The organism is Variovorax ureilyticus (assembly GCF_050632185.1).
Lineage (GTDB): Bacteria > Pseudomonadota > Gammaproteobacteria > Burkholderiales > Burkholderiaceae_C > Variovorax > Variovorax ureilyticus_A.
This window is the reverse complement of the sequence record NZ_CP192579.1, coordinates 432582-447432: the sequence shown is the minus strand read 5'-3', so window position 1 is coordinate 447432 and position 14851 is coordinate 432582. Positions and strand designations below refer to the sequence as shown.

11 protein-coding genes and 2 pseudogenes are annotated in these 14851 nt (G+C 64.8%); 5 read left to right on the top strand and 8 right to left on the bottom strand.

Going from position 1 to position 14851, the window contains the following annotated elements; all coding sequences use genetic code 11:
- Nucleotides 1-224: 224 nt before the first annotated feature.
- From ACQ858_RS02115 to ACQ858_RS02105, 3 genes and pseudogenes are all read left to right on the top strand, one after another.
- Nucleotides 225-3134 carry a ribonucleoside-diphosphate reductase subunit alpha gene (locus ACQ858_RS02115; RefSeq protein WP_431275205.1) on the top strand — a complete coding sequence of 970 codons (2910 nt, stop codon included), beginning with the start codon at nucleotides 225-227 and terminating at the stop codon, nucleotides 3132-3134.
- A 150-nt stretch (nucleotides 3135-3284) separates the two neighbouring features.
- A complete protein-coding gene (locus ACQ858_RS02110) occupies nucleotides 3285-4523 on the top strand; it encodes a ribonucleotide-diphosphate reductase subunit beta (protein WP_431275204.1) in 1239 nt (412 codons plus the stop codon).
- Between the two features lie 194 nt (nucleotides 4524-4717).
- Nucleotides 4718-5190 (top strand): annotated as a pseudogene (locus ACQ858_RS02105) (histone H1-like DNA-binding protein).
- Nucleotides 5191-5259: 69 nt separating this feature from the next.
- On the opposite strand, the gene ACQ858_RS02100 reads toward ACQ858_RS02105, so the two are convergent.
- The 7 genes and pseudogenes from ACQ858_RS02100 to ACQ858_RS02070 form a co-directional block, all read right to left on the bottom strand.
- Nucleotides 5260-6162, bottom strand: a complete 903-nt coding sequence (locus tag ACQ858_RS02100; RefSeq protein ID WP_431275203.1) for a carbohydrate kinase family protein — start codon at nucleotides 6160-6162, stop codon at nucleotides 5260-5262.
- Between the two features lie 51 nt (nucleotides 6163-6213).
- The gene (locus ACQ858_RS02095; protein ID WP_431275202.1) at nucleotides 6214-7560 is read right to left on the bottom strand and encodes a zinc-ribbon and DUF3426 domain-containing protein; all 1347 of its coding nucleotides are present in this window, start codon (nucleotides 7558-7560) and stop codon (nucleotides 6214-6216) included.
- 54 nt (nucleotides 7561-7614) lie between these two features.
- Nucleotides 7615-8499, bottom strand: a complete 885-nt coding sequence (gene prmA, locus ACQ858_RS02090; protein ID WP_431275201.1) for a 50S ribosomal protein L11 methyltransferase — start codon at nucleotides 8497-8499, stop codon at nucleotides 7615-7617.
- 130 nt (nucleotides 8500-8629) lie between these two features.
- The gene (gene accC, locus ACQ858_RS02085; RefSeq protein ID WP_431276764.1) at nucleotides 8630-9979 is read right to left on the bottom strand and encodes an acetyl-CoA carboxylase biotin carboxylase subunit; all 1350 of its coding nucleotides are present in this window, start codon (nucleotides 9977-9979) and stop codon (nucleotides 8630-8632) included.
- Between the two features lie 102 nt (nucleotides 9980-10081).
- Nucleotides 10082-10441, bottom strand: a pseudogene (gene accB, locus ACQ858_RS02080) (acetyl-CoA carboxylase biotin carboxyl carrier protein); the annotation flags it as partial.
- Nucleotides 10442-10556: 115 nt separating this feature from the next.
- Nucleotides 10557-11090, bottom strand: a complete 534-nt coding sequence (locus ACQ858_RS02075; RefSeq protein WP_431275200.1) for a TlpA family protein disulfide reductase — start codon at nucleotides 11088-11090, stop codon at nucleotides 10557-10559.
- Nucleotides 11087-11680: a hypothetical protein gene (locus ACQ858_RS02070; RefSeq protein ID WP_431275199.1), complete on the bottom strand. Its 594-nt coding sequence runs from the start codon at nucleotides 11678-11680 to the stop codon at nucleotides 11087-11089. The genes ACQ858_RS02075 and ACQ858_RS02070 overlap by 4 nt, the downstream gene beginning before the upstream one ends.
- A 77-nt stretch (nucleotides 11681-11757) precedes the next feature.
- Here ACQ858_RS02070 and mpl point away from each other — a divergent pair, with 77 nt between their 5' ends.
- Nucleotides 11758-13161 (top strand): UDP-N-acetylmuramate:L-alanyl-gamma-D-glutamyl-meso-diaminopimelate ligase, encoded by a 1404-nt coding sequence (gene mpl / locus ACQ858_RS02065; protein ID WP_431275198.1) that lies wholly within the window; start codon nucleotides 11758-11760, stop codon nucleotides 13159-13161.
- A 28-nt stretch (nucleotides 13162-13189) separates the two neighbouring features.
- Nucleotides 13190-13690: a cupin domain-containing protein gene (locus tag ACQ858_RS02060; RefSeq protein WP_431275197.1), complete on the top strand. Its 501-nt coding sequence runs from the start codon at nucleotides 13190-13192 to the stop codon at nucleotides 13688-13690.
- A 25-nt stretch (nucleotides 13691-13715) separates the two neighbouring features.
- On the opposite strand, the gene ACQ858_RS02055 is transcribed toward ACQ858_RS02060, so the two are convergent.
- A complete protein-coding gene (locus ACQ858_RS02055) occupies nucleotides 13716-14831 on the bottom strand; it encodes a 3-deoxy-7-phosphoheptulonate synthase (protein ID WP_431275196.1) in 1116 nt (371 codons plus the stop codon).
- Nucleotides 14832-14851: the final 20 nt, after the last annotated feature.

Below are 14851 nucleotides of genomic sequence, written 5' to 3'. Positions count from 1 at the left end.
TCGGGGGCCGCGCTACCTTGAGCCAACTGGGGAGCGGCCTCGCCGCCCCATCGCCCCCCGCCCGACGAATTTCACAGTGGTTGTTGTTTGTGGAAAACACTATATCTAGTGGGTTGTGGACCCTATGGACCCTAGATATAGTGTGCCCCTACCCGGCGTTTACAGCCGGAAACAAAAGCCAGAGCGGCTCCGCCGTCCACAAGAATTTGCCAAAAGAGGATTGAATGCAAACTGCCCTGAACACCCCCTCCACTCCCCGCGCCGTACCCTCGACGCCGCAAAACCGTGACGTCGCCGGCTCGCCCACCGGCAACGCACTCGCCAACTATCAGATCATTCGCCGCAATGGCGCCGTGGTGCCCTTCGAGCCGAACAAGATCGCCGTCGCGATGATGAAGGCCTTCCTGGCCGTGCACGGCACCCAGGGTGCCGCTTCGGCCAGCGTCCGCGAAACCGTCGACGTGCTGACGCAGAACGTGGTGCGCGCGCTGATGCGCTCGCGCCCGGGCGGCGGCACCTTCCACATCGAGGACGTGCAGGACCAGGTCGAACTCGGCCTGATGCGCGGCGGCCACCACGAGATCGCCCGCGCCTACGTGCTCTACCGCGAGCGCCGCGCGCAGGAGCGCACCAAGCAGGGCGAGCAGGAAGCGCCCGCGGCGCCGACGCTGCATGTGCTCGACCGCGGCGAACGTGTCGCGCTCGACCTCGGCGAGCTCAAGGCCCTGATCGAATCCGCCTGCGCCGGCCTGGGCGAGAGCATCACCGCCGAGCCGATCGTCGCCGAGACGATGCGCAACCTCTACGACGGCGTGCCGCTCGACGAGGTCTACAAGGCGTCGATCCTGGCCGCCCGCACGCTGATCGAGAAAGACCCCGACTACACCTTCGCGACGGCCCGCCTGCTGCTGCACACGATCTTCAAGGAAATCATCGGCCGCGAAGTGCCGCCCGCCGAGCGCGCGCAGGCCTATGCCGACTACTTCCCGCAGTTCATCAAGAAGGGCGTCGACAACGAGCTGCTCGACGAGAAGCTGCTGCAGTTCGACCTCGCCCGCCTCGGCGCCGCGCTCAAGCCCGAGCGCGACCACCAGTTCGACTACCTCGGCCTGCAGACCCTCTACGACCGCTACTTCCTGCACGTGCGCAAGACCCGCATCGAGCTGCCGCAGGCCTTCTTCATGCGCGTCGCGATGGGCCTCTCGCTGAACGAGATCGACCGCGAAGCCCGCGCGATCGAGTTCTACGAGGTGCTGTCGTCCTTCGACTTCATGTCGAGCACGCCGACGCTGTTCAACAGCGGCACGCTGCGCTCGCAGCTGTCGAGCTGCTACCTGACCACCGTGCCGGACGACCTCGACGGCATCTACGAGTCGATCAAGGAAAACGCGCTGCTCTCGAAATTCGCGGGCGGCCTGGGCAACGACTGGACGCGCGTGCGCGCCCTCGGCAGCCACATCAAGGGCACCAACGGCGAATCGCAGGGCGTCGTCCCCTTCCTCAAAGTGGTGAACGACACCGCGGTCGCGGTCAACCAGGGCGGCAAGCGCAAGGGCGCGGTCTGCACGTACCTCGAAAGCTGGCACCTCGACATCGAGGAATTCCTCGAGCTGCGCAAGAACACCGGCGACGACCGCCGCCGCACGCACGACATGAACACGGCGAACTGGATTCCCGACCTGTTCATGCGCCGCGTGATGGAAAAGGGCAACTGGACGCTGTTCTCGCCATCGAGCGTGCCCGACCTGCACGACAAGTTCGGCGCCGAGTTCGAAGCCGCCTACGTCGCCTATGAAGAGAAAGCCGCGCGCGGCGACCTCAAGCCCAGCCGCACCATCCCGGCCACCGACCTCTGGCGCAAGATGCTCACGATGCTGTTCGAAACCGGGCATCCGTGGATCACGTTCAAGGACGCCTGCAACGTGCGCTCGCCGCAGCAGCACGCCGGCGTGGTGCACTCGTCCAACCTCTGCACCGAGATCACGCTGAATACCAGCGACACGGAAACCGCGGTCTGCAACCTCGGCTCGGTCAACCTGCTGCAGCACCTGAAGGACGGCAGGATCGATCAGGAAAAGCTCAAGCGCACCGTCTCCACCGCAATGCGCATGCTCGACAACGTGATCGACATCAACTACTACGCGGTCAAGAAGGCGCGCGATTCGAACCTGCGCCACCGTCCGGTCGGCCTCGGCCTGATGGGCTTCCAGGACGCGCTGTACGAACTGCGCATCCCCTATGCGTCGCAGGAAGCGGTGCAGTTCGCCGACGAGTCGATGGAAGCGATCTGCTACTACGCCTACTGGGCCTCGACCGAACTGGCGCGCGAGCGCGGCAAGTACTCGAGCTACAAGGGCTCGCTGTGGGACAAGGGCGTGCTGCCGCTGGACACCCTCGACCTGCTCGAGAAGGCGCGCGGCGGCTTCGTCGAAGTGGACCGCTCGTCCACGCTCGACTGGAACGAGCTGCGCCAGAAGATCAAGGCCGACGGCATGCGCAATTCCAACTGCGTGGCCATCGCACCGACCGCGACCATCTCCAACATCATCGGCGTGGACGCCTCGATCGAGCCCTGCTTCGGCAACCTCTCGGTCAAGTCCAACCTCTCCGGCGAGTTCACCGTCATCAACCACTACCTGGTGCGCGACCTCAAGCGCCTGGGCCTGTGGGACGACGTGATGGTGATGGACCTGAAGCACTTCGACGGTTCGCTGCGCCCCATCGACCGCGTGCCGCAGGACGTCAAGGCGCTCTACGCCACCGCGTTCGAGATCGAGACCACCTGGCTGGTCGAGGCCGCCGCGCGTCGCCAGAAGTGGATCGACCAGGCGCAGTCGCTGAACATCTACATGGCCGGCGCGTCGGGCAAGAAGCTCGACGACACCTACAAGCTCGCATGGCTGCGCGGCCTGAAGACCACCTACTACCTGCGCACGCAGAGCGCGACGCATGCGGAGAAGTCCACCGTTCAATCGGGTCGACTCAACGCGGTGTCGTCGGGTAGCGATTCGCCGTCCGGGATGAGCGCACTCGAAGCAGCGGCTCTGGCAGCGCAAGCGCAATTGAATGCGATCCCCGCAACCGACATCGCGTTCTGCGGCGTCGACGATCCGACGTGCGAAGCATGCCAATGATGTCGGCATGAAGTTGGCGTCGTTCGCAGCATCGCCTGACAAATTGCGATGCATGCGAACAACATAACGACAACATAATTGGAGCGCGATGTGTAGGAGCACTTTGCAACTCACATCGTTGCTCACATAATTTGAGCATTGGATTTTTCTATGTTGACCTGGGACGAAGAAGTCAAGCCCTCCTTGCCAACGAATCTTCAACAAGGATTGCGGCACTCATCGAACGGCGGCACGCAAGTCGGCCGCTCGTCGGAGTTTCCGACTTCGCAAATGGCCCCCCAAATTTCTTCCATCGCACCTGCGGCGCGCGCGTTCGCCGATGACGCTGCTGCGCGCGCGATGCAGGCAAGTGCATCGACGGTGCCGGCGGGCCGGCGCGTCAAGGCGGCCGACAAGCGCATCATCAACGGCCAGACCGACGTCAACCAGCTGGTGCCGTTCAAGTACAAGTGGGCGTGGGAGAAGTACCTCGCCACCTGCGCCAACCACTGGATGCCGCAGGAAGTGAACATGACGCGCGACATCGCGCTCTGGAAAGACCCGAACGGCCTCTCCGAAGACGAGCGCCGTATCGTCAAGCGCAACCTCGGCTTCTTCGTGACCGCCGATTCGCTGGCCGCCAACAACATCGTGCTGGGCACCTATCGCCACATCACGGCGCCCGAGTGCCGCCAGTTCCTGCTGCGCCAGGCCTTCGAAGAGGCGATCCACACGCACGCGTACCAGTACATCGTCGAATCGCTCGGCCTCGACGAGAGCGAGATCTTCAACGCCTACAACGAGATCCCGTCGATCCGCGAGAAGGACCAGTTCCTGATCCCGTTCATCGACGCCATCAGCGATCCGAACTTCCACACCGGCACACCCGAAAACGACCAGAAGCTGCTCAAGTCGCTGATCGTCTTCGCCTGCCTGATGGAAGGTCTCTTCTTCTACGTCGGCTTCACGCAGATCCTCGCGCTCGGCCGCCAGAACAAGATGACCGGCGCCGCCGAGCAGTACCAGTACATCCTGCGCGACGAATCGATGCACTGCAATTTCGGGATCGACCTGATCAACCAGCTCAAGCTCGAGAACCCTCACCTCTGGACCGCCGAGTTCAAGGCAGAGATCAAGGCCCTCTTCCTGAAGGCCGTCGAGCTCGAATACCGATATGCCGAAGACACCATGCCGCGTGGCGTGCTCGGCATGAACGCCTCCATGTTCAAGGGCTATCTGCGCTACATCGCCAATCGGCGCGCGCAGCAGATCGGCCTCGAAACGCTCTTCCCGAACGAAGAAAACCCGTTCCCGTGGATGAGCGAGATGATTGATCTGAAGAAGGAGCGTAATTTCTTCGAAACCCGTGTGATCGAGTATCAGTCGGGCGGTGCGCTCTCCTGGGATTGAAATTCTCGACAAGAACAACGTGAGTTCAGAACTTGCCTTGCCGACAGACTGCACCGAAGAGTGCGGCATCGGTAGGGCGTCGGTGTTCATGGCGCTGGGGCTGGCCCCAACACCATGGATCGCTTCACGCTGACCTGCATGCGTGGAGTGCTTCAAGAGGTTGATTTTTTCAACTTGATCAAGGAGAAATAGAAATGGCAACTGCAAAGAAGGCGCCGGCCAAGAAGGCCGCTGCGAAGAAGGCTCCGGCAAAGAAGGCTGCAGCCAAGAAGGCCCCGGCAAAGAAGGTAGCGGCCAAGAAGGTCGTCGCCAAGAAGGCCCCGGCGAAGAAGGCTCCTGCCAAGAAGGTAGCAGCCAAGAAGGCTCCGGCGAAGAAGGTAGCGGCCAAGAAGGTCGTCGCCAAGAAGGCTCCGGCGAAGAAGGCTCCTGCCAAGAAGGTAGCAGCCAAGAAGGCTCCGGCGAAGAAGGCCGCGGCCAAGAAGGCTCCTGCAAAAAGGCTGCGGCCAAGAAGCCTGCCGCCAAGAAAGCAGCGAAGAAGCCTGCTGCCAAGAAGGCCAAGGCCCCCGCGAAGGCTGCTCCTGCCGTAGCCCCCGCTGCCGCGCCTGCCGCCCAGACGACGCTGAATCCCCAGGCAGCTTGGCCGTTCCCCACGGCCAGCAAGCCCTGAGTCAATCAGCCGCTGTCAAAGAAAAAGCCCGGTGTTCACGCACCGGGCTTTTTTGTTTGTCGGGCGAAATCAGAGGCCGAGCGATTTGCGATCCACCGTGTAATTCTGCGGGCCGCGCTGGGCAATCTTGAGCGCGCCCAATTGATTGCCGAGCGCCGCGCAGCGAGCCAGCGGCCATTCCTTTTCCAGCCCGTAGAGCAGCGCGCCGCGCCATGCATCGCCGCAGCCGGTCGGCTCGACCACGGCCGTCGGCGTCACTGCCGGAACGTGCTCGCGCTCGCCCTCGGTCCAGACTTCGCAGCCTTCCGCTGCGAGCGTGACCACCAGCCCGCGAACGCGCCTGGAGATTTCGGCCAGGCTCCAGCCGGTGCGCTGCGAGAGCATCTTGCCTTCGTAGTCGTTGACCACCACCCAGCTCGCGAGATCGACGAAATGCGCCAGCTCCTTGCCGTCGAACATCGGCAGACCCTGGCCCGGATCGAACACGAACGGGATGCCCGCGGCTTCGAACTGCTCGGCGTGCTGCAGCATCGCGTCGCGGCCATCGGGTGCGATGATGCCGATGCGCATGTCATCGCGCGCGGCGATGCGCGTGACGTGCGCCTGCTGCATCGCACCCGGGTGGAACGCCGTGATCTGGTTGTTGTCGCGGTCGTTCATGATCATTGCCTGCGCGGTGAAGGTCTCGTCGACCTGGCGAACGAACTCGGTGCTGATGCCCAGCGAACGGAGCCGCTCCACGTAGGAGCCGCCGTCGCTTCCGACAGTGGCCATCGGCAGCGCGTTGCCGCCGAGCGCATTCAGGCTGTAGGCGATGTTGCCCGCGCATCCGCCAAAGTCACGCCGCAGGCCCGGAACCAGGAATGACACATTGAGGATGTGCAACTGGTCCGGAAGGATCTGGTCGGCGAACCGACCTTCGAAGGTCATGATCGTGTCGAATGCGAGCGAACCGCAAATCACTGCTGCCATGGATGAACCGTCTGATGGAGTTGTCGAATGGATGAAGGAAGCGTGTGGCGCTCAAGGATAGAGCGTCTCCACGCGAAAGCCGGCCACGGGCGGCATGCGCGCCGCCTCAGGGCCGGTGAGCCTGAGCGAGAGTGAAGCCGAGCGTTCAGAGCGCGCCGGCAGGACATTCGGTGCGCCGAACTCGGCGGGCATGAGCACGCGCCTGACGACTGCGCGCTCCTGCGTATCGAGCAGCGACAACTCGACCGCAGGCATGGCGAGCGGGACGTCCGCCCCGTTGCGGAGCGTGAAGCTGAATCGATAGCCGTCGTCGTTCTTTTCGCGTGCGAACGACGCGCCGTCGACCTTGATGTCGTTGATCTGCCGAAGCGCGGAAATCTCGCAGCCGAACACCCTGCACATCGAAGTCATCGCGGGACGCAACGAGGGCTGACGCGCGACGATCAGATCGCGCTCCTGATAGGCCATCTGCGCCAGCAGAAGCACGACCCCGAGGACGGCGAGCAGCGCCATCGACCGGCGCACGGCGGAGCGTTGCCAGAAGCCATTCGCCGGCTCGGCCCCGAGAAATGGCGGTATCTCGGCAGCCATGGGCAGGGTGGCGGGTTCGAACTCGCTGGCGGCCAGCACCACGGGCGCGGTGTCGGCCTGCGCGGCCTTCCGCTCGCGTGCCTTGTTGGCCCTCGCGATCTTTGCCGACTTGACGCGCGCGCGGCGCAGCGCCTTCTGCAACTGGACCTGGCTCGCATCCTCGGATGCGGGCTCGGGTTCGGGTTCGGGCTCGGCGTCGGTTGCCGCTGCCGCAGCCACAGGCACGGAGGCAGCAGGCGGCGAGGTCAGCGAAAGATCGATGTCGGGAAAGGACAGCGGAGGGGGCTCCGGCGGACGGACCGCAACGCGCCCTTCATCGCCCAGCGACAGCATGTCGGCATCGGGCCATGCCACGTCGGGGACGATCCCGCCCACAGGCGAGTCGGCGTGCGCGCCCTCCTCGTCGTGTGCAGCCCCGGGGGCCCGCACCGGCTCGCCCGACGGAGCCGCCGGGTGGTCACTCGGCGCATCGTGAAAGTCGTCGAAGAAGTCCGTCTCCACATCGGCAGATTCAACGGAGTCGGCATGCGACTGCGGCAATGCCGATGGCGGAGGTTCGTCGACAGCCGCGGGCTCGTGCGGGGCAACGTCCTCGTGCGGATGCTCTTCAGCCACCGGTTCCGCCACGGGCGAAGGCGGCACGTCGGGGGACTCCACGGAGAATTCAGCCGCGTCGTGCAGATCGACCGTCGCATCGAACACCTGGCTGCAGCGCCCGCATCGCACCCATCCGTCGGAGATGCGAAGCTGGTCCCTGACCACCTTGAACGGGGTGGCGCACGCGGGGCAGCGGGTGACCAGACTCATGAGGCGCAGATTGTAGGGTTGCCTCCGCGTGAGGCACGACGAGGCGGAGGCCGGCTACAGCCGCGCCGTCATCAGGATCCAGCCGTCCTCGCTGTCCGAGACTTCAAGCGACGCATAGGGCGCGTAGGCCTGCTTCAACTCGTCGGCCTGCCGGTCGAGGATGCCGGCCAGCACCAACGAGCCACCCGGTGCCACGTAGCCGCAGAGCAAGGGCGCGAGCACCTTGAGCGGCGTCGCGAGGATGTTCGCCAACACGATGTCATAGCGGCCGTTCGCGGCTTCCGGCAATCCGGCATGGAGGTGAACGCCATTCGCGTCGGCATTGAGACGCGTCGATTCGACCGCGGCTTCGTCGATGTCGACCGCATCGATGTCGCGCGCACCGAACTTCGCCGCGCCGATCGCGAGGATGCCCGAGCCGCATCCGTAGTCGAGCACGCGCTGGCCGGAGAGATCGCCGCGCGAAGCGGTCCAGCGCAGGCACATGCGCGTGGTCGGGTGCGTTCCCGTTCCGAAGGCCAGCCCCGGGTCGAGGCGGATGACCTGCCGCGCCTGTTGGGGCGGCTCGTGCCAGGTCGGAACGATCCAGAACTCGGGGGTGATCTCGACCGGCGCGAACTGCGACTGCGTCAATCGCACCCAGTCCTGCTCGGGCACGTCGACCACGCCGATCACGCTGCAGCCGGCGAAGAAGTCTTGCGCGGCGAGCACCGTTGCCGCTTCCCGCGCCGCGTCCTCGGTGGCAAACAGGGCGATCACCCGCGAATGCTGCCAGCCCTCCTTGGGCGGCGGCATGCCGGGCTCGCCGAACAGCGCCTGCTCGGCATCGGTCTGTGCATCGGCATCCTCGACCGACACGCTCAGCGCATCGAGCGCATCGAGCGCATCGCTGACGATCTCGACCGTGTCTTCCGGCGCAAGCAGGCGAAGTTCGAACACTGGGGACTCCTTTCAGTGGCGGCAATGGCCCGCTCGCGAAACACCGCGGAACCGGCTCTGCCGGGCCGCTGGTGTTGCCCCCTGCAAGGGGCTGGCGCAGCGACACGAAGTGCGCGCAGCCTGGGGGTGTTCAACGTTTATGCGCCGCCAGCCACTCTTCGAGGTAGTGGATATTGGTGCCGCCGTTCATGAAGTTGGCATCGACCATCAGCTCGCGGTGCAGCGGCATGTTGGTCAGGATGCCTTCGATCACCGTTTCGTTGAGCGCCGTGCGCATGCGCGCCATGGCCTGCTCGCGCGTGTCGCCGTAGACGATGATCTTGCCGATCATCGAGTCGTAGTTCGGCGGCACGAAGTAGTTCGTGTAGGCGTGCGAATCCACGCGCACCCCCGGTCCGCCCGGCGGATGCCACATCGTGATGCGGCCCGGCGAAGGCGTGAACTTGTACGGGTCCTCGGCGTTGATGCGGCACTCGATCGCATGGCCGCGCATCTCGATCTGGCGCTGCGTGAACGGGAGCTTCTCGCCCGCCGCCACCATGATCTGCGTCTTCACGATGTCGATGCCGGTGGTGAACTCGGTCACCGGATGCTCGACCTGCACCCGCGTATTCATCTCGATGAAGTAGAACTCGCCGTTCTCGTAGAGGAACTCGAACGTGCCCGCGCCACGGTAGCCGATCCTCTTGCAGGCCATGGCGCAGCGCTCGCCGATCTTCTCGATCAGCTTGCGCGGAACGCCCGGTGCCGGCGATTCCTCGATCACCTTCTGGTGGCGGCGCTGCATCGAGCAGTCGCGCTCGCCGAGATAGACCGCGTTCTTGTGCTTGTCGGCCAGAACCTGGATCTCGATGTGGCGCGGGTTCTGGAGGAACTTCTCCATGTACACGGACGGGTTGTTGAACGCCGCGCCGGCTTCCGCCTTGGTCATCTGGATCGCGTTGATCAGCGCCGCCTCGGTGTGGACCACGCGCATGCCGCGTCCGCCGCCGCCGCCTGCGGCCTTGATGATCACCGGATAGCCGATGGCGCGCGCGATGCGCTTGTTGGCCGCGGCATCGTCTGACAACTCGCCATCGGAACCGGGCACGCAGGGCACGCCGGCCTTGATCATGGCCTGCTTCGCGGACACCTTGTCGCCCATGATGCGGATCGACTCGGGGGAGGGGCCGATGAACTGGAAGCCGCTCTGCTCCACCCGCTCGGCGAAGTTCGCGTTCTCGCTCAGGAAGCCATAACCGGGATGGATGGCCTCGGAGTCCGTCACCTCGGCGGCCGAGATGATGGCGGGCATGTTCAGATAGCTTTGCGACGAAGGCGCAGGGCCGATGCACACCGCCTCTTCGGCCAGCTTGACGTATTTGGCTTCGCGGTCGGCCTCCGAATAGACCATGACCGCCTTGATGCCGAGCTCGCTGCAGGCGCGCTGGATTCTTAAGGCGATCTCACCGCGGTTCGCAACCAGGATCTTCTTGAACATGGTCACTCGATGATGAACAGCGGTTGGCCGTATTCGACCGCCTCGGCCGTTCTCGCCGAGGATCTGGGTGATGATGCCCGCCTTGTCGGCCTCGATCTCGTTGAGGATCTTCATTGCTTCGATGATGCAGAGGGTGTCGCCCTCCTTCACCTGGCTGCCGATCTCGACGAATGCAGGGGCTCCGGGGCTGGACGAGCGGTAGAAGGTACCGACCATCGGCGACTTGACGGCGTGTCCGGTCACTGCCGGCGCACCCGCCGGTATCGCCGCAGCCGGCGCGGGAACGCCGGCGATGGCGGGCGCCGCAACCGCGGGCGCAGCCACGGTCTGCACGTACTGGACTGGCGCGGCCGGTCCACCCTTCACGATCCGGACCTTGCCTTCGGTTTCGGTGATTTCCAACTCGGAAATATTGGATTCAGACACCAAGTCGATCAGTGTCTTGAGCTTGCGTAGATCCATGGGACTCCAGCCTCGGCTTTGCCGTTTATTAGAACTTAACTCGCCTGAATTTCGGCTTATTCCGGCGTTTTAGCGCCATCTGCCAAATCGGTGGGGCCGGATTCTAGCCGCGAACTCAGGCGCGGCGCCAAGTTTGCAGGTCGCTCGGGTCAAGCCTGCCCATTTTACGCGCTGCGACCAAACCGCCACCTTCTATGACAATGGTGAACGGCAAGCCGCCCGAGGTATTGCCGAGGTTCTTGACCAGTTCCGTGCCCTGCAAGCCTGCCAGCCCGATCGGGTAGGTGACTGGCGTCTTCTCCAGAAACTTGCGCACCGCGCTGGGCTGATCAATCGCCAATCCGACAACTTGCCAGCCATTACCCCCATTTTCGCGGGAGAAGGCATCAATCATCGGCATTTCCTCGACGCACGGCGGGCACCACGTCGCCCAGAAATTGATCAGCAACGGCTTGCCCCGCAAGCTGGAGAGAGCGATCTGGCCACCGTCCGGCCGATCGAAACGCTGCGACCAGAATGCATCGTCCAGGCGCTCACTGCCCGGCTGCGAGGTCCTGCTCCGCCAATATGCGCCACCAATTCCGGTAGCCGCGGCAATCGCCGCGACCCCGCCATAAAGCAGGCCGCGCCGCGTCGGTCCCGAGGTCATCCGTTTTCCTTTTCGATCAGGCGCCGGAGCGCTGCAAGGTTGCCGCGCGGCACGCGCCCCTGCGAATCGGCTTTGAGCGCACCCCGGAGGTCGTCGAGGTCGTACACCATCAGGTGCACGCCGACCTCCTCGCCGAGCGCCCGGCTCGCCGCATGGAGGCTCAGCGCCTCCACCTGTTCGCCGTGGAAGCCGGTGACCATGCGCGGCTCGTAATCCACATGGTGGTCGATCAGCGCGATTTCGGCCGATTTCGGGTCGTCACAGAAGAGCTGGATGTAGATGTCGGAAAGCCGCGTCGCGGTGCCGTGCCAGACGGCGCCGCCGATGTGCGGGCGAAATTCCTCCATGTGCTCCATCCATTCGAGCGCGAGCACCCGCAATGCATGCAACTCCTTGGGCTGTGTGTCGGCGCAATAGAGACGGATGTAGTCGCGCACCTCCGCCTCGATTTCGTCGTTGTTCGGCAGCGCGGTGCGCGCCGGCAGGCCCAGTTCACGCAGCGCGCGGCGTTTCGCGGGGCCGTACTCCAGCCCTTCCTCGACCACGAGGCGGGCCGCAGTCGCGGCGATCTCCTGCTTGGAATCGTCCATTGGGTCATTTTGCCCTCAGTAGCGCGTGGGCAGAAGGCCGCGCGCCTGCATCCCTACCGCGTCCCTAGAATTGGCCGATGCACATTCACATTCTCGGCATCTGCGGCACCTTCATGGGCGGCGTTGCCGCGCTGGCGCGCGAAGCCGGCCATCAGGTGACCGGCTGCGACGCCGGGGTTTATCCGCCGATGAGCGACCAGCTCCGCGCGCTCGGGATCGATCTCATCGAAGGCTTCGGCGCCGATCAACTGGCGCTCAAGCCCGATGTTTTCGTGGTCGGCAACGTGGTTTCCCGCGCCCGGCTGGCCGACGGAACGCCCAAGTTTCCATTGATGGAAGCCATCCTCGATGCGGGCGCGAACTACACCAGCGGCCCGCAGTGGCTCGCCGAGCATGTACTCCAGGGCCGGCATGTGCTGGCCGTCGCCGGGACCCATGGCAAGACGACCACGACGTCGATGCTGTCCTGGATTCTCGAGCGCGCCGGACTGGCGCCGGGCTTCCTGGTGGGTGGCGTGCCGCTGGACTTCGGCGTGTCCGCCCGCCTGGGCCGCGGCGAAAGATCCACCTTCGTCATCGAGGCCGACGAATACGACACCGCCTTCTTCGACAAGCGCAGCAAGTTCGTCCACTACCGCCCGCGCACCGCGATCCTGAACAACCTCGAGTTCGACCACGCAGACATCTTCGACGACCTCGCGGCGATCGAACGGCAGTTCCACCATCTTGTGCGAACCGTTCCGGGCAGTGGACGGATCGTCGTGAACGCGACCGAAGAAAGCCTGCGCCGCGTTCTGGCACAGGGATGCTGGAGCCCGCTCGCGCGGTTCGGCGCCGGTGGCGAGTGGCAGGCGCGGGGTGCGCACGACGCCTTCGACGTGCTGCGCGGCGGCGCCTCCGTCGGCCGCGTCCAGTGGGCACTCACCGGGCAGCACAACCAGATGAACGCACTCGCGGCGATCGCGGCGGCCGAGCACGTCGGTGTCTCGCCGGCCGCGGCGGCCGACGCGCTCGGCAGCTTCCGCAACGTGCGCCGCCGCATGGAGCTGCGCGGCGTCGTAGAGCGACCGCAGGGCGCGATCGCGGTCTACGACGATTTCGCCCACCACCCGACCGCCATCCGCACGACCTTGGACGGCCTGCGTCAGAAGCTCGATGCCGACGGACGGAAGGCGGACCGGATACTCGCGGTCTTCGAACCCCGCAGCAACACGATGAAGCTGGGCACCATGGCCGCGCAGTTGCCCTGGAGCCTGGAATCGGCCGATCTGTCGTTTTGTCACAGCGGTGGCCTGGATTGGGACGCCGCGGCAGCACTCGCGCCGCTGGGCGAGCGCTCGAAGGTCGCCGGCAGCATCGATGCGCTGGTTCCCCAGGTCGCGGCCGCCGCTCGACCGGGCGATCACATCGTGTGCATGAGCAACGGCGGCTTCGGCGGCGTGCACGACAAGCTGCTTTCCTCGCTGCGCGCATCGCGGTGAACCAGCCGCGAGGTCTAACATCCGCACCATGCGCGCACAAGAACTGATCAAGACCCTGAACCTGCAGCCCCACCCGGAGGGCGGCTGGTTTCGCGAGATCCATCGCTCTTCCGCGCAGGTGCAGCCCGATGACGGGCGGCCCTCACGCAATGCGCTCACAACCATCTATTTCCTGCTCGAAGCGCACCAGCATTCGCGCTGGCACCGCGTGCAGTCCGACGAAGTGTGGATCCATCTGGAAGGCGCACCACTGGCACTCTGGACCAGCGATGCTGCCCTGCGCACGCCACCGGCGCATATGCGGCTGGGTCCTGTCGACGTTCACGGCACGCGGCCCCAACACACGGTACCGGCGGGCCAGTGGCAGGCCGCGCAGCCGATCAAGGGTCAGGGCGACGCAGACTACACGCTGGTGAGTTGCACCGTCGGTCCCGGCTTCGACTTCGACGATTTCGCCTTCATGCGCCCCGATGGGGACGAGGCCGCCCTGCTGCGCCACCATTGGCCGGAGCTGGCCGCACTCATCTGAAGCGCAGCCCGCGCCCCGGCGCGATTCAACCGCGACGGCGCTTGACGGCTTGCGACAACAGTTCGAGCACCTGGGTCGAATCTTCCCAGCCCAGGCACGCATCGGTGATGCTCTTGCCGTACTCGAGGCTTTCGATCGGGTCCTTGCCCGGCGTGAACTTCTGGGCGCCGGCATGCAGATGGCTCTCGATCATCAACCCGAAGATGCTGCGGCTGCCGCCCGAAACCTGGGCCGCGATGTCCTTTGCGACGTCGATCTGCTTCTGGTGCTGCTTGCTGCTGTTGGCGTGGCTGCAGTCGACCATCAGCGTCGGATGCAGCTTGGCAGCCTCGAGGTCCTTGCACGCGGCTGCGACGCTCGCGGCATCGTAGTTGGGCGTCTTGCCGCCGCGCAGGATGACGTGGCAGTCCTTGTTGCCGTTGGTCTGCACGATCGCGACCTGCCCGTTCTTGTGCACCGAAAGAAAGTGATGGCCACGTGCCGCCGCCTGGATCGCATCGGTGGCGATGCGAATGTTGCCGCCGGTGCCATTCTTGAAGCCGATCGGCGCCGACAGGCCCGAGGCAAGCTCGCGATGCACCTGGCTTTCGGTGGTGCGCGCACCGATCGCGCCCCACGAGATCAGGTCGCCGATGTACTGCGGCGAGATCACGTCAAGAAATTCGCTGCCGGCCGGCAGGCCCATGCGGTTGATCTCGATCAGCAGTTGCCGCGCGATGCGCAGGCCCTCGTCGATGCGGAAGCTTTCGTCGAGGTACGGGTCGTTGATCAGGCCCTTCCAGCCGACCGTGGTGCGCGGTTTCTCGAAGTACACGCGCATGACGATCTCCAGCGTGCCGGCGTACTTCTCGCGCTGGGCCTTCAGGCGGCGCGCGTATTCAAGGGCGGCCGCCGGGTCGTGGATGGAGCAGGGCCCCATGACGACGAGCAACCGGTCATCCTTGCCGGCCATGATGTGGTGAATGGCCCGGCGCGTGCCGGTAATCAGCGTTTCGACCTGCGTCCCCCGGATCGGGAAGAAGCGGATCAGATGTTCTGGAGGGGGCAACACAGTGATTTCCTTGATGCGTTCGTCGTCGGTCCGGCTGGTCTTTTCGACGTTCGCATACCAGGTGTCGCTAGCGGCGGCTTTAGGGCTCATGTGTTGTTCCTTCGGTTGTG